This window comes from Devosia sp. LjRoot16, assembly GCF_964252795.1.
Taxonomy (GTDB): Bacteria; Pseudomonadota; Alphaproteobacteria; order Rhizobiales; family Devosiaceae; genus Devosia_A.
The window spans coordinates 124,087-142,632 of record NZ_CAXUPH020000006.1 but is presented as its reverse complement, the minus strand read 5'-3'; the positions used below and the strand labels follow the sequence as shown (position 1 = coordinate 142,632).

Below are 18,546 nucleotides of genomic sequence, written 5' to 3'. Positions count from 1 at the left end.
GGGGCAAAGCCGGACTGTCCAGCACCATCCCCGGATGAGGGCGGCGTCTTGATGCTTGATGTCAGCAGCCAGTCCGTCGACACCGCCCCGCCGCGGCGCGGCCTCGTGCGGCGGGTCGCCATCATGGCGTCGCTGACGCTGGTGCTGGTGGCGGTGGCAGCGTCGCTCTACATGGTGCGCACGGTCGATAGCCAGCTTGCCGATATCGCCAAGACCTACGAGATCCGGCGGCAGGCGCGCGAACTGATGCTGTCGGTGGTCGATGCCGAAACCGGGCAGCGCGGCTACCTGATCACCCGGGACGAGGCCTATCTCAACCCCTACAATACCGCCGTCGGCAACCTGAGCCAGACCTACCAGAACTTGTTGGCGCTGATCGGCGACAACCCGACACAGCTCCAGCGCATCGAAGCCCTGGTGCCCGATCTCGATGCCAAGCGCGCCGAGATGGCCCGCACCATCGAACTGATGTCGTCGGGCCAGAGTGCCGAGGCGCTGGCATTGCTCCGCTCCGATACCGGGCTCGAGCTGATGGAGCGGATCCGCAGCGTGGTGCGGCAGGTGATCGGCGAGGAAGACGACAAGCTGATCGAGCGCAACGGCCGGATGGAACTTTACCGGCAGTTGCTGATTGCCACCATTCTCGCCGCCCTCGCGGCCGCGGCCATCCTCACCTATTCACTGCTGTCGCGCACGCAGCGCAAGGTCGCGGCGCTGGCGCAGCAGCAGAACCGGCTGAGGACCGCGAACGAGGAGCTCGAGGCGCATGTGCGGGAGCGGACGGCCGAGGTCGAGGAGGCGCGCGGCCATGCTGAGCGCGAACGGGCCCGGCTCGAGACGCTGCTGCAGGATACCAACCACCGGATCGGCAACTCGTTGGCGACGGTATCGTCGCTGCTCGGCCTGCAACTGGCACGGACCTCGTCGGACGAGGTGCGCAATGCGCTGGAGGCGGCGCAGCTCAGGGTACAGGCGATCGCCTCGGGACACCGGCGACTGCGGCTCGGGCCCGACCTCGAGACCACCGATGCGGCTGAGTTCCTCGCCGATGTGATCGACGACCTCGCAGCTGCCATGCCGCCGGACAAGGCCGTAACGTTCGAAAAGCACCTTGAAGCAATGATCATCCCGGCGCGCGATGCGACGACGCTGGGCATCGTGGTCAGCGAGCTGGTCACCAATGCGCTGAAGCATGCCTTCGCCGAGGGCCAGGCGGGCACGGTGCATATTCGCTTCGAACGCGGCCAGGATGGGGTCACCGCGCTCACCGTCGAAGATGACGGGCGCGGCATCGGCGCCAATAGCGGGCAGGACGGGCTGGGCGCGCTGATCGTCAAGCAGCTGGCGCGGCAGTTCGGCGGGACAGAGCCAGAATACCGGGCGCGCGAGGGTGGCGGCACGGCGATCACGGTGAAGCTGCCGCGGCTGGACAGGTCGGCGGGGTAGGGTACTGGCGGTGCGAGGATCCTCCCCCGCCACGCTGGGGAGATCACGGAGAGTACGGTGCACCAGCGGCGGAACCCGCTGCCCCGTCGCGCCGTTCCGCTCGTCACGGGTTAATCCCAGGGGGGCTGCATGCATTTCGTCGGGGTGTTCAACAAAGACGGCGGCACCTTCCGCACCATGGACATGGTGGCGTTCGCCGCCACTGCGGAGCGGATCTTTGCCGAGCACAGCCAATCGATCGAATGCCGGGTGGTCGATGGCGACCAGCTGAGCGCGGAACTCGAGCGCGCCGCGGCCGACCCCACCTCCGAGGTGGTGCTGGCGGGCGGCGGCGACGGCACCATTTCGGCGGCCGCGGGCATCTGTTTTGCCCACGAGATGGCGCTGGCGGTGCTGCCGGCAGGCACGATGAACCTGTTTGCCCGCTCGCTCGGCGTGCCGCTGCAGCTCGAAGCGGCGCTCGGGGCCATCGCTCGGGGGCAGGTTGCGGCGGTCGATATCGCCACCGCCAATGGCCGGCCGTTCGTCCACCAGTTCTCGGTCGGGCTCCACTCGCGGCTGGTCCGGATCCGCAACGAGCTCACCTATCACAGCCGCTGGGGCAAGATGCTGGCGAGCCTTCGCGCGATCGGGCTGGCGCTGTCGCGCCCACTGGTGTTCGAGGCCGAGATCAGCACCCGGCAGGGCACGGACCGGCGTAAGGCGACGGCGATCGCCGTCTCCAACAATGTGCTGGGGGAGGGCCATGTGCCCTATGCCGAGGCGGTCGATCGCGGCGTGCTCGGGGTCTATGTGGTCAAGCCCATGCCGCCGGCCGAGCTGGCGCGGCTGGCTTTGTCGCTGGCCTTCGGCAACTGGAAGGCGCATCCGCTGGTCTCGGAGCGCGAGGTGGCGCAGGTGAGCCTCCGCTTCCCCCACCGCAAGGCCTCGGCGCTGGCGGTGATCGATGGCGAGCTGATCCCGCTCGAACGGCAGGTGGATTTGCGGATCCATGCCGGCGGGCTGAAGGTGGTGCTGCCGGTGGTGGAGGTAGCGGGGGAGCGGGAGGATCCGCAGATCGAGGCGGTTTAGCTCACCGGCGGTGCCACATCGCCCCCTCGCCCCTCCTGGGGGCGCGAGAGGCGCCCCCGGGGGGAGAGGGCGGCAGTGAGGCCGACGGCCTCGTTGCGGGGTGAGGGGTGCCAGGCGCCCTGAAACAAGCCTCCACATCGCAGCCGCTCACCCGGTGTGCTTGGCTACCCCTCACCCTGACCCTCTCCCCAGAGGGGAGAGGGGACGCGCGCTGCACCCACAGTGTCAAAACGCAATCACCCCGCCGCGGAAACCCGGGCGGGGTGAGCAATCTACTCAAACTGTTGCAGTCAGAGGCTAGCCGCCCCTGCTTCCACCGGTTCCTGGCCGAGCTTGCGCAGGGCGTTCTCGATGGTTTTCAGGTCTTCGCCGTCGTCGCCGTCGACCGGGGTCATGCCCTCTGTGGCGCTGCGCTCCTTGGAGAGCGAGTCCGCTTCGAGCTGACGCAGGATGGTGATCTTCTCAGCATCCGCGATGTGGTCGTCGGTCAGAATGGTCACGATCTTCCGTTTGATGTGGGTCATAGCTCACACTCCTGGAAATCTTCTTTGGCCCACCTGCAGAAACTACAGGTGCATCAGATAACGCGGCCCGTCAGACGGGGTTCCCGACAAATGTGGCGATGTGATCAGTCCGGATCATGGCCATTACTATGGCCGTGCGAACTGCCGGACTTGCTCAGCAGATAGGCCGCGGCGAGTGCGCCGCCGATGGGGATGCCGACCTTCTTCATCAGGTCGGATTTCAGCACCAGCGGCAGGGCGGTGAGCGCCGCGGTGGTGACCAGAGCGGTCTTTTCGGCAGCATTGCGCCGTTGCGCGGCGTGCTTTTTGGCGACGCTGTCGGTGATGACGATGGCCGCATAGAGCCCGAGCGCGATAACCGATGCGCCGGCGGCGATCAGCAGCGGCGCGACGATGGGGCCCCACATCAGGGTGAACCAGGCATTGAGCGCCACCAGCCCGAAGACCAGCGCGATCAAGGCAAAGAGCGCCACGGCCGACCAGGCCATGGCGTTGTTCTTGAAATGCTCGAGCAACTCGTCGACCTCGATCCCGAGGACCGACGCCGCCAAAGCGAGGAGGTGCATAGGGGCTACCTCGAAACGACGGCGAGAACGAAGCCCAGCGCAATTGCGCCGGCGACAGCGGTCAGCGGCTTTTCGCGGATGGTGTCCTTGATCTGCTTTTCGAGCTGGCCGAACTCGTCCTGCACGTCCTCGATAGCGCTCTGGCCAGAGTTGGCCAGGTTTTTCACCTCGCGCTTGGCAAGTTTCTGCGCGTCGTGAACCTTGTCCTCGGCGAGGCTGGCCAGCGTTGCGGCAATCGACTTGAGGTCGGATTGCAACTGCTGCACCTGGGCCGAGAGATCGTCCTCGCGGCTCTGGCTCTGGCGCGCCGCAGCGCGGCGCGGGCCATTGGCGGCGCGGCGCGCCGGTGCCTTGGCGGCTGCGGCGGTACGATTGGGGGCCATGTCGGTGGTGGATGCCATGATGGTCGCTCCTCATGTGATGGGGGTTCAACGCGCGGTTGGCGCTTGAGTTCCGAACCCCTTGATTTCTGGGGCTATCGGGCGATTGGTGCCCACAAAAGAGTGCACCCCAGTCCGGGGGCGAACTGGGGTGCGATGGCGAGCCGCAAGGGGGGCGACCTTGGCTCGCGAAGCTCGTCAGAATACGCGCATCAACACGAGGATGATGACGATGACGAGCACGACGCCAAGAATACCGGAGGGGTAAGCTCCCCAGGAGCGGGAGTAGGGCCAGGCCGGTATGGCGCCGATCAACAGCAGGATCAGCAGAATGATGATGATCGTGCTCAAGGTCATAGGCTGGGTCTCCTAGAGGACTGACAGGAGGAGGGTGGCGGCTACGGCGAGAATACCTGCAGCAGGGACGATCGCTGCGAGGACTGCTCCGTAGTGCGTACGCCCATCATATCCTTCGGGGATCCAAACGACGGCCGTGCGGGCGGCATGTTCGAGGTTGGCGATCTCAAGTCGGGTCATCGCTCTCGTTCCTTTTTCATGGTGCTACCGGAGGGAGGGCCGGTAGACACGCCGCCTCGTTGGCGCGTCAGCCAAATAACGAGGGCCCCCAGAATTGGTTCCGGGGCGGGGTGAAAAGTGTGATTGGGGGCTAGTCGTGCGCTTGATCCTGGACCCAGCCACCGGATGTCATCCCAGCGAAAGCTGGGACCCATTCCGCCGCTTATGCGGACTGTGAGTTGGGTCCCAGCTTTCGCTGGGATGACATCGCGTTTGTGAAACGCTCTGGCGCAAGGCTTTGAATTTCAGCGCTTTCGAGGCTGCCTAAAGCGCTACTCCACCCGCACCACGTCCACGGATTGCTTGGCCGTATGGCCGCCGCTGGTGCGCAGCACGCCGACGATCGGGGAGATGTCGGAATAGTCGCGGCCGTGGCCGATGGTGATGTGGTCGGGGCCGGCCAGCATGGCGTTGGTGGGGTCGAACTCGAGCCAGCCCGAATGCTGGCCGCACCAGACGCGTACCCAGGCATGCATGGCGTCGGCGCCCTCGAGACGCGGCTTGCCCTTGGGCGGAATGGTGCGCAGGAACCCCGAGACATAGCCGGCGGGGATGCCGAGGCCACGCAGCCCCGCGATCATCACATGGGCGAAATCCTGGCAGACGCCGCGCTTCAGCGCAAACGCCTCGACCGGGCCGGTATCGACCTTGGTGGCGTCCTTGTCGTAGCTGAAGTCACGATGGATGCGCAGGCAAAGATCCATGGCCGTGGCGTAGACCGATTGGTCGCCGGCAGCCGAACTTCGGGCATAATCGGTGATCTCAAGGGCGAGCGGGATACGCGGCGAGGCGGAAAGAAAATGCTGCGGCGAATCCGGCGCCACCGACCAGAGCGTCGCCAGTTCCTGCTTCAATCCGCCGAGGGTAGGGGAGAGATCGACCGGGCGCGCCAGATCCTCGACCTGCACCCTGGCGCTCAGCCGCACATCGAGATGATCGTGCCGGCCGGCATAGGCGATGGTGGTGACGAGGTTGCCGAAATAGTCGGCGAAGGTGGTTTCCTGCTCGGGCCTGGGTTCGAACGACAGCGATGAGGCGATGACCCGCTGCGCATTGGGTATGGAGATCGGGGCGACGCGGACCAGGTGGCGGTCGCCATGCACCGAGGCCTTGTAGTCGTAGTGCAGTTCGAGCCGGACGTCGTAGAGCACGGCCCGCCTCCTCAGACGAAATAGGCGTCGGCAATGAGCCCGGCGAGATTGCCGATCTCGATGCCCAGCCGGTTGATTTTCGACGTCGTCATGTCCTCGGGCTCGGTGACGCGGAGCTCGGTATCGAGCGTCAATGCTGCCTTCGCCGCCATCGACAAATGCCCATCCTCGAGGCCGCCGGGCAGTTGCTCGAGCTGCTGGTAGAGTTCGGCGATCTGGAAGCGCACCGAGCGCGGGTTGAGCGGATCGAGCACCAGGAGATCGACATAGGAGTTGACCCCGGCGCTCACCGCATAGCGGCGGCGATGCGTCATGACACTGTCGCCGACTTCGAGCAGCAAGTCGAGCGCCCCCTCGGGCGCGCCCTTGCGCGTACACCAGGCGACGCTGTGGGCGATCTGGATGCCGCGCTCGAGCCGGCGGCCGATCTCGAGGAAGCGCCAGCCGGCAAAGCGGTACATGTTTTCATGCACGAGGCCGGAAAAGCCGGCGAGCTTGCGCAGCAGCACCGTCATGGCGCGGGTCGCATCGTCGCCGGGCAGCACGCGCTGCGAGAAGCTTCTGGCGGTCTTGCGTAAATCGGTCAGAGCCAGCCAACCATCGGGCGAGAAGCGGTCGCGGATCTGGCTGGCGCTGTGCACGGCGCTGTCGATGGCGGCGAGCAGGCCCGGTGGCAGCGGCACCTCGGCATCGACGCCGATGCCATCGAGATAGGCCCGGGTATCTTTGAGGATCGCCTGGTCGGTGTTGGAGATCTCGGCCAGCCGTGCGTTGTAGGCGCGAAGTATCCGCACCATGGCCTCGCAGCGTTCGGCATAGCGGCCGAGCCAGATCAGGTTGTCGGCAGCCCGGCTCGGCAGGCTCCCCGAGGACATGCGGACCAGCTTTTCGCCTTCGGTCGGCAGCAGCGTGACGCGCTCGACGGGTTGCTTGCTGACCACCCAGACGTCGGCCGCCTGGCCGCCGCGCTGCATGGCGATGGCGGTTGAATCCTGGGTCGAGCCGACCCGGGCGAAGCCGCCGGGCATCACCGTCCAGCCATCGCGGGTGCGGGCAGCATAGACGCGCAGCGTCATCGGCCGCGGCTCAAGCTTGCCGCCGACATAGACCGGGGCAGTGGAGAGCTGCACCTGCTCCTGGCCGACAAAGCGGCCGCCTTCGGCCTCGAGCCGGGCGCGCAGCGCCTGCCGCTCGGCCTCGGGCAACGCGCCGCCGACCACGGTGCCGCGCTGATCCTCGATGGCGAGGCCGGTGGCAAAGGCCGAGCCGACCATCATGGTGTCGAAATTGTCGATGACGTGCTGCCGTTCGGCCGCACCGCCGCACCACCAGGTGGCGATCGAGGGCAGCTCGAGCTCGCGCCCGGTCAGCGCCCGGCAGAGGTTGGGCATGAAGGCCGAGAAGGCGCGGGTCTCGAGGATGCCGGTGCCCAGCGCATTAACCATCGAAATGGTGCCCTGGCGCAGCGCCTCGGTGAGGCCGGGCGTGCCGATATGGCTGTCGTAGCGCAGCTCGAGCGGATCGACGAAGCTCGCATCCATGCGTCGCCACAAGACGCTGATCGGCTGCAGGCCGGAGACGGTGCGTACCATCACCTGGCTGTTGTCGACCACCAGGTCCTCGCCCTCGAGCAGGGTGAAGCCGAGATAGCGGGCGATATAGGCGTGCTCGAAATAGGTCTCGTTGTGCTGGCCCGGCGTCAGGATGCCGACCCGGCCATCGGTGGCGATGCCGGTCAGCGCATCGCGGAAGCCGCGAAAGAACCCGGCGAGCCGATGCACATGCATCTCGCCATAGATATCGGAGAGGGCGCGGGTGGTGGCGACGCGGTTCTCGACGGCGAAGCCGGCGCCTGACGGCGCCTGGGTGCGATCGCCCAGCACCCACCAGCCGCCATCCGGGCCGCGGCCGAGTTCAAAGGCGCAGAAATGCAGGAAATGCCCACTGGCCGGGCGGACCCCGACCATCGGCCGCAAGAACTCGTCATTGCGGGCGATCAGTTCGGGCGGCAGCAGGCCACGTTGCACCAATGTGTTGGTGCCGTAGATGTCGGCAACGATGGTTTCGAGCAGCTCGGCGCGCTGCGTCAGGCCGTGCGTGATGGTGAGCCACTCGCTCTCATCGAGGATCAGCGGCACATGCGCCAGCGGCCATGCGCGCTCCTTGCCCTCGGCGCCATCATATTTGCGATAATAGACGCCGGCATCGCGCAGATACTGGTCGGCGCGCTCGAAGCGCCCGCCCAGTTCCTCGTGCCCAAGCTCATCGAGCGCCGAGATCAGCGGCGCCCAGCTCGGGCGGATCTGCCCCGCGGCGTCGAGCATTTCGTCCGGAACACCCGGCAACAGCTTGTAGTCGGCAACAAGGCTCGGCGCCCCGCGCTTCCTGACCTGCCGTTGATTCCGCTTATCCATGGGGAAATAGCGCTAGCGGAAGCGGATGGAATGGCAAGGGGGAATTCGACGGATAGTCAATTCGGAGGTGTAGCAAACGCCAGGAACGGGTGCCGGCTTGAGTCCAATATGCCGACCTCCCCCCGGCTGTCATCCCAGCGAAAGCTGGGACCCATCCATCGGCTGGCGCGGGCGGCGAGCGGACGAGGGCAATATCCCTCGCCGCGGGGTCCCAGCTTTCGCTGGGATGACATGCGGTGAGGAGGAGAGGCTGTGCCCTCCATGTCCCCCCTCTGGCGAAAACTAAGGACTTAGCTGCGCTAAGCCCAAGTTTTCGCATTCTCCCCCGCAAGGGGGGAGATGGCCGAGAGGCCGGTGGTTTCCCCCTACACCGGCACCCGCAAATCCAGCGTCAGCGGGAATTCCGCCGAGGGTTCCTCGGTCGGCGGCACGAACGCCCCCGGTGTATGGCCGTTCGGTACGAACCGAGCGAGGCGCCGTGCCTCCGCTTCGTTGCCGTTAACCGGGAAGGTCTCGTAATTGCGGCCGCCCGGGTGGGCCGTGTGGTAGGTGCAGCCGCCGATCGAGCGGCTTGACCAGGTGTCGTAGACATCGAAATGCAGCGGCGAGTTGACCGGCAGCACCGGGTGCATGCCGGAGGCCGGGTGCCAGGCCTTGTAGCGGACGCCGGCCACCGAAACTCCCGCTTCGCCAGTGCTCGTAAGCGGCACGGCGCGGCCATTAGCCGTGACCTGGTAGCGGCCGGGGTTGAGGCCTTCGAGCTTTACTTGAAGGCGTTCAACCGATGAATCAACGAAGCGTACGGTGCCGCCGATGGCGCCTTGCTCGCCCATCACATGCCAGGGCTCGAGCGCCTGGTTGAGGGTGAGCTTCATGCCCTCGACCTCCACCTCGCCGCAGAACGGGAAGCGGAATTCGAGCTGCGCCGCGAACCATTCGGGGTCGAGGTCGAAGCCATTATCCTTGAGGTCGCCGAGGACATCGAGGAAATCGGCCCAGACGAAGTGCGGCAGCATGAAGCGATCATGCAGCGTCGTGCCCCAGCGGGTGAACTTGCCCTGCTTGGGCGCCTTCCAGAAGCGGGCGATCAGGGCGCGGACCAGCAATTGCTGCGCGAGGTTCATCCTGGCATTGGGCGGCATCTCGAAGCCGCGGAACTCCACCAGCCCGAGCCGGCCGGTCGGGCCATCGGGCGAATAGAGTTTGTCGATGCAGATTTCCGAGCGGTGCGTGTTGCCGGTAACATCGACGAGCAGGTTGCGGAACAGCCGATCGACCAGCCAGGGTCGCGGTGGCGGGCCTTGATCCGGCGCCGGCACCTGCTTCATGGCGATTTCGAGCTCATAGAGGCTGTCGTGCCTGGCCTCGTCGAGGCGCGGCGCCTGCGAGGTGGGGCCGATGAACAGCCCGGAGAACAGGTAGCTTAGCGACGGATGCTGCTGCCAGTGGAGGATCAGGCTCTTGAGGAGATCCGGGCGGCGGAGGAACGGCGAATCCCCCGGGGTCGAGCCGCCGACCACCACGTGGTTGCCGCCGCCGGTGCCGGTATGCTTGCCGTCGATCATGAACTTGTCGGCGCCGAGCCGGGCCTGCCGGGCTTCCTCATAGACGGCCGTGGTGGTGGCGACGCACTCCTCCCAGCTCGAAGCCGGGTGGATGTTCACTTCGATGACGCCGGGGTCGGGCGCGACGCGGATGACGTTGAGGCGGGGGTCGTAAGGCGGCGCATAACCCTCGACATGGATGGGGAGGCCGAGGGTTTTCGCCGCTTCCTCGGACGCGGCGATCAGCTCGAGATAATCCTCGACTGTCGAAACCGGCGGCAGGAAGACGCAGAGCCGGCCTTCGCGCAGCTCCACGGTGATGGCGGTGCGCACGGTCGAGTCGATCTCGTCCAGCACCTGCTCGGTGATCTCCTGGGAGATCGTCGGGTCGGCAGTGAAGGTCGAAGGCTGGGCGTGGTGGCCGATGCGGACCTCTACAGGCTGCTGTAGCAGCTCCTCGACGTCGGGCAGCTCGAGCACCGCGATCAGCGGATCACGCGGCACCACATGCGGATAGGCGGTGGGCGCCACATGCTTCAGCGAACTCAGCGGCAGGCGGTAGCCGACCGGCGAGTCGCCGGCGGCGAGGAACAGTTTTCCACGACGCGTCCGCCATTTCTCGGTAATCCAGCGGTTGTTGCGGTCGGGCAGGGCGTTCCAGCGCTGCACCGGCAGCACATAGCCGGTGGGGTTGTTCAGCCCGTTGTCGAACACCCGCGCCATGCGGGCCCGCGCCTCGGGGTCGGCGAGCTCGGAATTGGCCGGGTCGACATTGGGCGGCAGGCGAGCTTCCTTCACCAGCCAATCGCCCGGATCCTCATAGGCGGCGTCGATGGTTTCGGTGCCGACACCGAGATTGGCGGCGATTTCGGCGAGCAGGCGCTGGTCGTCGCCGGGCTTGGCTTCGGTGGGCACACCCTCATGGGCGAACAGTGTCTCGTCGCGCCACACCGGCTGGTTGTCGCGGCGCCAGTAGAGCGAGAAGGTCCAGCGCGGCAGTGTTTCGCCCGGGTACCACTTGCCCTGGCCGTAATGCAGCAGACCGCCGGGCGCGAAGCGTTCACGCAGCCGCCGGATCAGCGCATCGGCCTTGGCCCGCTTGGTCGGGCCGACCGCATCGGCATTCCACTCGCCGGCCTCGAAATCGTCGATCGAGACGAACGTCGGCTCGCCCCCCATGGTGAGGCGGACATCGCTCGCCACCAGCTCTTCGTCGACCCTTTTGCCGACCGCGTTGAGCCGATCCCAGCTCTGGTCGGAGAACGGCATGGTGATGCGCGGGTGCTCGGCGACGCGGCTCACCTTCATGTCGAAGGCGAATTCGACATTGGCGAAGCTGGTGAAGCCGGAGATCGGCGCGGCGTTGCGATAATGCGGGGTGGCAGCGAGCGGCACGTGGCTCTCGCCGGCCAGGAGCCCGGAGGTGGGGTCGAGCCCGACCCAGCCGGCGCCGGGCAGATAGACTTCGCACCAGGCGTGGAGGTCGGTGAAATCGTGGTCGGTGCCCGCCGGCCCGTCGAGCGAGACGAGATCGGGCTTCAGCTGGATCAGGTAGCCCGAGACGAAGCGCGCGGCGAGGCCGAGATGGCGCAGCGCCTGCACCAGCAGCCAACTTGAATCGCGGCACGAGCCCTGGGCGCGGGTCAGCGTTTCCTCGGGTTCGAGCACGCCGGTTTCGAGCCGGACGATGTAGCCGATCTCGCTCTGCACCCGGGCATTGAGCGCGGTGATGAAATTGACCGTGTTCATCGGCGTGCGGTCGACGCCGCGCAGGAACTCGGTGAGCAGCGGGCCCGCCGGCTGCGGCTTCATGTAGATGGAGAGATCGTCGCGCAGCTCTTCGGGATATTCGAACGGCCAGGTCTCGGCCCGCTCCTCGACGAAGAAATCGAACGGGTTGTAGACCGTCATGTCGGCGACGAGATCGACCTCGATCTTCAGCTCGGTGACCGGCTCCGGGAAAACGTGGCGGCTGAGGTAATTGCCGTAGGGGTCCTGCTGCAGGTTGACGAAGTGGTTGGACGGCGAGACCCGCAGCGAATGGCTCAGCACCTTGGTCTTTGATTGCGGGGCGGGCTGGAGCCGGATGATCTGGGGCTGGAGGACGACCGGACGGTCGTATTTGTAGTGCGTCAGGTGATAGATCGCGGCTTTGATCGACATACGGTCGGACGCTCGCTACTGAGGCACAGAAACTTCCCGACACGACGATAGCATAGAAGCGCGGCGCGGCTAGCCTTCGTAACAGGCAGGGGAAAAACATGACGGAGCAGAGCGCGTGATCCGGGCGTTCGGGCGGGCGGTGGTGACGGTAGCGGTGGTGATCTACACGCTGCTCGATGAGCTGCTGTTCCCGCTGTTTCGGCCGCTGATCGCGTGGCTCAGCGCGTTGCGGCTGTTCCAGCGGCTCGGCGACTGGCTCGGCCGGCTGCCGCCCTATGCGGCGCTGGTGGCGCTGGGCGTGCCGTTCGTGGTGATCGAGCCGATGAAGGTGGTCGCCATCTGGTGGGCCGGCACCGGCCACGTCATCACCGGCACTATCGGGCTATTGCTGGCGCACGCGTTGTCGCTGCTGGTGGTCGAGCGGGTCTTTCATGCGGTGTACCAGCCGCTGATGCGGATCGAGTGGTTCGCGCGGCTGCTGGGCTGGATGTTCAAGCTGCGTGACCGGGCCATCGCGTGGGCGAAATCGACCGCGGCCTGGCAGGCGGCGGCGGGTTGGGTGCGCGGCGTGCGGGAGTGGGTGCGGGGGGTATTCAAGTCGTTCAGGTGATGGCTGCCACCGCGCCTTCACCAAACTCGGTGTCATCCCAGCGAAAGCTGGGACCCATCCATCAGCTGGCACGGGAGGCGAGTTGGGTCCCAGCTTTCGCTGGGATGACAGCGGTGGGGTGGGGAGTTAAGTGGTCTTCCGACCTGAACCTACCGCTTCTTCTTGCCCTTGATCTCCTCGCGCATGGCGGTGCGCGATTCCAACAGGAACTCTTCTATTTCCTCGAGGCTGGCGGAGAAATCGTAGCCGGCATTGCCGAAGACGATCTCGAAGGTGTCGTCGTCGCGCAGCATGTAGCCGCCATGCGCCTCGATCTTGGGGTTGCGCTTTTCTGCCACCAGCAGGCTCACGCCGAACGGTCGGCCGATGCGGCGGACGCGGCGTTCGATGGCGGCGAGGGTGTTGGCGCGGCTGCCCATGATTTTGCCTCCGAAGCTCGAGTTTTGCCCACCCATAGCGATTGAGCGCCAGCGGACGCAATGCTTTAGTGCGGCATGGCTTTCACCCTGAGGCAGCTGCAGTATTTCATCTCGGTCGCCGAGGAGGGGACGGTATCGGGGGCGGCGCAATCGCTGTCGATCAGCCAGTCGGCGGTGACCGATGCGATCAAGGAGCTGGAATCCGATCTCGGGGTGACGCTGTTCGAGCGGCATCGGCGCGGGCTGACCATTACCCATAAGGGGCACCAGTTCTACCGCCACGCGGCCCGCATCCTCGCCAGCGTCTCGGATGCGCGGCGCAGTTTCGGCGAAGCAGAAGCGCCGGCCGGCGGCAACCTGCAGCTGGGGGTGACGTCACTGGTGGCCGGCTATGTGCTGTCGGATCTCCTCGCGCGCTACCGGCGCGCCTATCCCAACGTCAATGTCACGGCGATCGAGGATAATGGCGACTATCTCGAACACCTGCTGATCGGCGGCGAGCTCGACGTGGCGGTGATGGTGATCTCCAATTTGAGGGATCGCGTGGCGCTGCAGGCCGAGATCTTCGAGACCTCGCCCTATCGGCTGTGGCTGCCCCTTGGGCACCGGCTGGCCGGGGCCGACATCATTTCGGTTTCCGATATCGTGCCGGAGCCCCTGATCATGCTGACGGTGGACGAGACGGAGGAGAATACCGGAAAGCTCCTCGCCGCCTTCAGCGCCCGGCCCAATGTGGCCTTCCGCACCCGCTCGGTCGAGGCAGTGCGCAGCCTCGTCGCCACCGGCGCCGGCATCGCGCTGTTGCCGGACCTGGTCTATCGACCGTGGTCGCTGGAAGGCGACCGGATCGAGAGTCGCGATATCTCGGGGGCGCTGCCGGTGGTACAGGTGGGGATGGTCTGGCGGCGCGGCAGCCAGCTGACCCAGGCGGCCCGCGATTTCATCGGGTTAGCGCAGCAGCAGCACCCGTCGCGGGGCAGGGCGGCGCAGGAGCGCTGAGGGGGGCACTGAGCCCCTCAGTCGGTGCTTCCCTCCCCCTTGAGGCCCCTTGAGGGGAGGGGAGCAGAAGAGCTATCGGAAATTCCGAAAGCTCCCCCCGGACGAATACATTTGCGAATAGCAAAGCGCTCGATAAGCTCCCAATCAAGGGCATGATGCGCATTTGGGAGCGCTGCCCGAGCAGGGAGAAATCGATGAAATCCATCCTCAAGACGTGTACGGCCTTGACCATGGTTGCGACCTTCACCGGTCAGGTGGCTGCGCAGGAGATGCTGCAGTCGCTCGGCGCGGGGGAGGGCGAAGTTTCGATCGTCGCCTGGGCCGGTTACATCGAGCGCGGTGAGACCGACCCGAATTATGACTGGGTCACCAAGTTCGAAGCCGATAGCGGCTGCAAGGTGACCGTGAAAACCGCCAACACCTCGGACGAAATGGTCGCGCTGATGAACGAAGGCGGCTTCGACCTCGTCACTGCCTCGGGCGATGCCTCGCTGCGCCTGATTGCCGGCAAGCGCGTACAGCCGATCAACACCGCGCTGATCCCGTCATGGTCGACGATCGATCCGCGCATCGAAAGCGCCGCCTGGCATACCGTCGATGGCGTGCACTACGGCACACCCTATGTCTGGGGCGCCAACGTGCTGATGTATAATACCGAAGTGTTTGGCGATAAGCCGCCGACCAGCTGGAACGTGGTGTTCGAAGAGACGACGCTGCCCGACGGCAAGTCGAACAAGGGGCGCGTTCAGGCCTATGACGGCCCGATCTACGTGGCCGACGCGGCGCTTTACCTGATGAAGCACAAGCCGGAACTGGGGATCACCGACCCCTATGCGCTGAACGAGGATCAGTACAAGGCGGCGCTCGACCTGCTGCGGGTGCAGCGCACCTTGGTCGGCCGCTACTGGCACGATGCGTTCATCCAGATGGACGACTTCAAGAACGAAGGCGTCGTTGCCTCCTCGTCCTGGCCGTTCATGGTCAACGTGCTGAAGGCCGAAGGCGCCAAGGTAGCGTCGACCTTCCCGGAAGAAGGCATCACCGGCTGGGCCGATACGACGATGCTGCACGCCGAGAGCGCGCATCCCAACTGCGCCTATATGTGGATGGAGCATTCGCTCTCGCCCAAGGTGCAGGGCGATGTGTCGGCCTGGTTCGGCACGGTGCCGTCGGTGCCGGCCGCCTGCAAGGGCAATGAGCTCCTCACCGATGAGGGCTGCGCCACCAACGGCTACGAGAACTTCGACAAGATCCGCTTCTGGCGGACCCCGACCGCTAAGTGCGAGGCGGGTGAGTGCGTGCCGTATTACCGCTGGGTCAGCGACTACGTCGGGGTTATCGGCGGCCGCTAGGGGGCTCTAGTCGGCCCGGGGGAAAAGCGCGCTGCGCTGTTCCCTCATCCCGCGACGGTCACTCCCGCGACGGCGGAGCCCAGCGCAACCTCGCGTCCACAGCGAGTGGGTTTCCGCCGTTGCGGGGGTGACACCAAGGGGATTTGCCGTGAGGCAAATCCTCCGATCCCGGCGATTTGCCGACGGCAAATCGCCGGCCCTAGGGGAATTTTGCCGCTCGCGGCAAAATTCTCCCGACATCCCGGGGATTTGCCTTTGCAAATCCTCCGGTTGATCCCCGCGGATCTTTCGCCGTTATCTGAGACGGTGAAGCTCCCCGGTTGACGCAAAGGCTCCCTGACGCATGACCTCGGCCGTGTCCCTGCAAACCGTTTCCCGCCATTTCGGCGCGGTAAGAGCTCTCGACGAGGTCGATCTCGAGGTCGGGGAAGGGGAGTTCTTCGCCATGCTCGGCCCCTCGGGCTCGGGCAAGACCACCTGCTTGCGGTTGATCGCCGGCTTCGAGCAGCCGACGCTGGGGCAGATCCGGATTTTCGGCGACGCGGTGGAGGGCGTGCCGCCCTATCGGCGCAACGTCAACACGGTGTTCCAGGATTACGCGCTGTTCCCGCACATGAACGTGCGCGAGAATGTTGAATTCTCGCTGATGCTGAAGAGGGTCGACAAGGCGACGCGGGCTCGCGAGGCCGAGGCGGCGCTGGAGCTGGTGAAACTCGGCGGCTATGGCGACCGGCGGCCCGGCCAGCTCTCGGGCGGTCAACGACAACGAGTGGCGCTGGCCCGCGCCATCGTCAACCGGCCCAAGGTGCTGCTGCTCGACGAGCCGCTCGGGGCGCTTGATCTCAAACTGCGCGAGCAGATGCAGGAAGAGCTGAAGGCGCTGCAGAAGACGCTCGGCATCACCTTCATCTTCGTCACCCACGACCAGGGCGAAGCGCTGTCGATGGCCGACCGGGTGGCGGTGTTCGATTTTGGCAAGCTGGTGCAGGTGGGGACGCCCGAAGAGATCTACACCAAGCCCAATTCGCGCTTCGTCGCCGATTTCGTCGGTTCGTCCAACGTGCTGGCGCCGGAGTTCGTCGAGACCATTGCCGGCGAGCGGCGCTGGGCCTCGCTGCGGCCCGAGGCGATCCACCTGCTCCGCAGCGAGGGTGGCCATTCGGCGCTCACCGGAACGGTGGTGTCGCGCTCCTATCTCGGCGCCACGACCCGGCTCGGCATCGAATTGGGGGGCACGCTCCTCCATGCGGTGGTTCCCTCCGGCACTGACGTGCCCGCCGAGGGCGACCGGGTGACCATCGGCTTTGCCCGCGAGGCGCTGCACATGATGGAGGATGCCGGTTGAGCGCGATCGCCGCGAGCAGTTCCAGCGCCATCCTCCCGAACCAGCGCGGTTGGCTCGGGGCGCTCAGCGACCGCTTCTGGCGGCAGCCGAAGCTGTTCGTCTTCCTGCTGCTGCTGCCGGCGCTGCTCTGGCTCGGCATCGTCTATGTCGGCTCGCTGTTCGCGCTCCTGCTGCAGAGCTTTTTCTCGATCGATGAGTTCTCCGGGCTGATCAACTACGAGTTCACGCTCAAGACCTACGCTGAGCTGCTGAGGCCGCAGAACCTCGACGTGATCCTTCGCACGGTGAGCATGGCGGCAGCGGTGACGCTGGCCTCGGCGCTGATCGCCTTTCCCATCGCCTATATGGCGGCGCGCTATGCGCGGGGGAAATGGAAGGCGCTGTTCTATCTGGGCATCATGCTGCCGCTGTGGGCCAGCTATCTGGTCAAGGTCTATGCCTGGAAGCTGATCCTCGCCAAGGAGGGCATCCTCAACTGGGTGTTCGAGCAGCTGCAGCTGACCTGGCTGCTCGACGCCTGGCTTTCGCTGCCGGTGATCGGCGGCAACTCGCTGTCGATCAGCTACACCGGCACGTTCCTCGTCTTCCTCTATGTCTGGATGCCCTACATGATCCTGCCGATCCAGGCGGCGATCGAGCGGGTGCCGACCAATCTTCTCGATGCGTCGTCCGATCTGGGTGCGACGCCGATGCAGACGTTCTGGAAGGTGATCTTCCCCTTGGCGTTGCCGGGGATCGTCGCCGGCTCGATCTTCACCTTCTCGCTGACGCTGGGCGATTACATCATCCCGCAGATCATCGGCACCTCGGCCTTCTTCATCGGCCAGGCGGTCTACGCGCACCAGGGCACGGCCGGGAACATCCCGCTGGCCGCCGCCTTCACCGTGGTGCCGATCGTCATCATGGGGCTCTACCTGTGGATGGCCAAGCGCATGGGGGCGTTCGATGCGCTTTGAGCCTCAGGCATCCGGGCTCCCCGCCCCCCTCCCCAACCCTCCCGGGGGACGCGGTAGCGCCCCGAAGGGGGAGGGTGCCCATCGAGGCTTGCCTTCCTATTTTGCCACACGCACCGGCCGGCACCTCCCCCTAGACGGGGGAGGTTGGGAGGGGGTGAGCCCCACGCTCGATGTCGGAGGCCATGATGCGCTCTGACACCCCCCGCGCCCCCTGGGGGCTGAAGCTCGCTGCCGGCGCCGGGCTGTTCTTCATGCTGGCGCCGATCGCGCTGATCTTTCTTTATGCCTTCTCCTCGGAGGAGCGGACCTATCAGTGGCCGCCGCCGGGGCTGACGCTGAAGTGGTTTGCCGTGACCTGGAACCGGCCCGACGTGTGGCAGGCGCTGACCCTGTCGGTGCAGGTGGCGGCCATTTCGACCGCCATCGCGCTGGTGTTGGGAACGCTCTGCGCCGCGGCCGTTTCAGGCACCCGGTTCTTCGGGCGCGAGACGATTTCGCTGCTGGTGATCCTGCCGATTGCGTTGCCCGGCATCATCACCGGCATATCGCTCCGTTCAGCGTTCAGCCTGATGGAGATCCCGTTCTCGTTCTGGACGATTGTGCTGGGGCACGCGACCTTCTGCATCGTCGTCGTCTACAATAATGCGGTGGCGCGCTTCCGGCGCACCTCGGGCTCGATGATCGAGGCGGCGATGGACCTCGGCGCCGACAAGTTCCAGACTTTCCGCCACGTCATCCTGCCCAATATCGGCACGGCACTGCTCGCCGGCGGCATGCTGGCCTTTGCGCTCAGCTTCGACGAAGTGATCGTCACCACCTTTACCGCCGGCCAGCAGCAGACGCTGCCGATCTGGATGCTCGAGGAACTGGTGCGGCCGCGGCAGCGCCCGGTGACCAATGTGGTCGCCATGGTGGTGGTGATCGTGACGCTGCTGCCGATCCTGCTGGCGTTCTATTTCAGCCGCGGCGGGGATCAGACGGTGGCGGGGATGGGGAAGTGATGCTGGCTGCAGTTCACCTGGCCACCCCC

The 18,546-nt window shown here is 65.8% G+C and carries 16 protein-coding genes; 8 read left to right on the top strand and 8 right to left on the bottom strand.

Annotated elements, in window-relative coordinates; translation table 11 throughout:
- Positions 1-51: 51 nt before the first annotated feature.
- Together ACSQ23_RS24795 and ACSQ23_RS24790 are read left to right on the top strand one after the other, a co-directional pair.
- The gene (locus ACSQ23_RS24795) at positions 52-1,446 is read left to right on the top strand and encodes a sensor histidine kinase (RefSeq protein WP_055881085.1); all 1,395 of its coding nucleotides are present in this window, start codon (positions 52-54) and stop codon (positions 1,444-1,446) included.
- 129 nt (positions 1,447-1,575) lie between these two features.
- Positions 1,576-2,517, top strand: coding sequence for a diacylglycerol/lipid kinase family protein (locus ACSQ23_RS24790; protein ID WP_055881082.1), 942 nt, complete (start codon positions 1,576-1,578; stop codon positions 2,515-2,517).
- A 290-nt stretch (positions 2,518-2,807) separates the two neighbouring features.
- Here ACSQ23_RS24790 and ACSQ23_RS24785 read toward each other — a convergent pair whose 3' ends face one another.
- The 7 genes from ACSQ23_RS24785 to ACSQ23_RS24755 all read right to left on the bottom strand — a co-directional run bounded on the left by ACSQ23_RS24785 (position 2,808) and on the right by ACSQ23_RS24755 (position 11,835).
- A complete protein-coding gene (locus ACSQ23_RS24785; RefSeq protein WP_055881079.1) occupies positions 2,808-3,041 on the bottom strand; it encodes a hypothetical protein in 234 nt (77 codons plus the stop codon).
- Positions 3,042-3,145: 104 nt separating this feature from the next.
- The gene (locus ACSQ23_RS24780) at positions 3,146-3,607 is read right to left on the bottom strand and encodes a hypothetical protein (RefSeq protein ID WP_055881076.1); all 462 of its coding nucleotides are present in this window, start codon (positions 3,605-3,607) and stop codon (positions 3,146-3,148) included.
- Between the two features lie 5 nt (positions 3,608-3,612).
- Positions 3,613-4,008: a DUF883 family protein gene (locus ACSQ23_RS24775; RefSeq protein ID WP_055881073.1), complete on the bottom strand. Its 396-nt coding sequence runs from the start codon at positions 4,006-4,008 to the stop codon at positions 3,613-3,615.
- Positions 4,009-4,185: 177 nt separating this feature from the next.
- Positions 4,186-4,344 carry a DUF3309 family protein gene (locus ACSQ23_RS24770; RefSeq protein WP_082434138.1) on the bottom strand — a complete coding sequence of 53 codons (159 nt, stop codon included), beginning with the start codon at positions 4,342-4,344 and terminating at the stop codon, positions 4,186-4,188.
- A gap of 491 nt (positions 4,345-4,835) precedes the next feature.
- Positions 4,836-5,714, bottom strand: a complete 879-nt coding sequence (locus tag ACSQ23_RS24765; RefSeq protein ID WP_055881071.1) for a transglutaminase family protein — start codon at positions 5,712-5,714, stop codon at positions 4,836-4,838.
- Positions 5,715-5,725: 11 nt separating this feature from the next.
- Positions 5,726-8,128 carry a circularly permuted type 2 ATP-grasp protein gene (locus tag ACSQ23_RS24760; protein ID WP_436092225.1) on the bottom strand — a complete coding sequence of 801 codons (2,403 nt, stop codon included), beginning with the start codon at positions 8,126-8,128 and terminating at the stop codon, positions 5,726-5,728.
- Between the two features lie 365 nt (positions 8,129-8,493).
- Entirely contained in the window at positions 8,494-11,835 is a 3,342-nt protein-coding gene (locus ACSQ23_RS24755) for a DUF2126 domain-containing protein (RefSeq protein ID WP_436092224.1), read from the bottom strand.
- A gap of 115 nt (positions 11,836-11,950) precedes the next feature.
- Between ACSQ23_RS24755 and ACSQ23_RS24750 the strand changes: the two genes are divergently transcribed.
- A complete protein-coding gene (locus ACSQ23_RS24750) occupies positions 11,951-12,445 on the top strand; it encodes a hypothetical protein (RefSeq protein ID WP_436092223.1) in 495 nt (164 codons plus the stop codon).
- 149 nt (positions 12,446-12,594) lie between these two features.
- Here the strand turns inward: ACSQ23_RS24750 and ACSQ23_RS24745 are convergent, their stop codons facing one another.
- Entirely contained in the window at positions 12,595-12,864 is a 270-nt protein-coding gene (locus ACSQ23_RS24745; protein ID WP_056001410.1) for a hypothetical protein, read from the bottom strand.
- 75 nt (positions 12,865-12,939) lie between these two features.
- On the opposite strand from ACSQ23_RS24745, the gene ACSQ23_RS24740 reads away from it, so the two are divergent.
- The 5 genes from ACSQ23_RS24740 (at position 12,940) to ACSQ23_RS24720 (ending at position 18,517) form a co-directional block, all read left to right on the top strand.
- Complete coding sequence (locus ACSQ23_RS24740; RefSeq protein ID WP_055881060.1) at positions 12,940-13,863, top strand: LysR substrate-binding domain-containing protein; 924 nt, start codon at positions 12,940-12,942, stop codon at positions 13,861-13,863.
- A gap of 194 nt (positions 13,864-14,057) precedes the next feature.
- Positions 14,058-15,215 carry an ABC transporter substrate-binding protein gene (locus ACSQ23_RS24735; RefSeq protein WP_055881057.1) on the top strand — a complete coding sequence of 386 codons (1,158 nt, stop codon included), beginning with the start codon at positions 14,058-14,060 and terminating at the stop codon, positions 15,213-15,215.
- 343 nt (positions 15,216-15,558) lie between these two features.
- Positions 15,559-16,560, top strand: a complete 1,002-nt coding sequence (locus tag ACSQ23_RS24730) for an ABC transporter ATP-binding protein (RefSeq protein WP_055881055.1) — start codon at positions 15,559-15,561, stop codon at positions 16,558-16,560.
- A gap of 5 nt (positions 16,561-16,565) precedes the next feature.
- Positions 16,566-17,516 (top strand): ABC transporter permease, encoded by a 951-nt coding sequence (locus ACSQ23_RS24725; RefSeq protein WP_156387352.1) that lies wholly within the window; start codon positions 16,566-16,568, stop codon positions 17,514-17,516.
- A 185-nt stretch (positions 17,517-17,701) separates the two neighbouring features.
- Positions 17,702-18,517, top strand: a complete 816-nt coding sequence (locus ACSQ23_RS24720) for an ABC transporter permease (protein WP_055881313.1) — start codon at positions 17,702-17,704, stop codon at positions 18,515-18,517.
- Positions 18,518-18,546 lie beyond the last annotated feature (29 nt).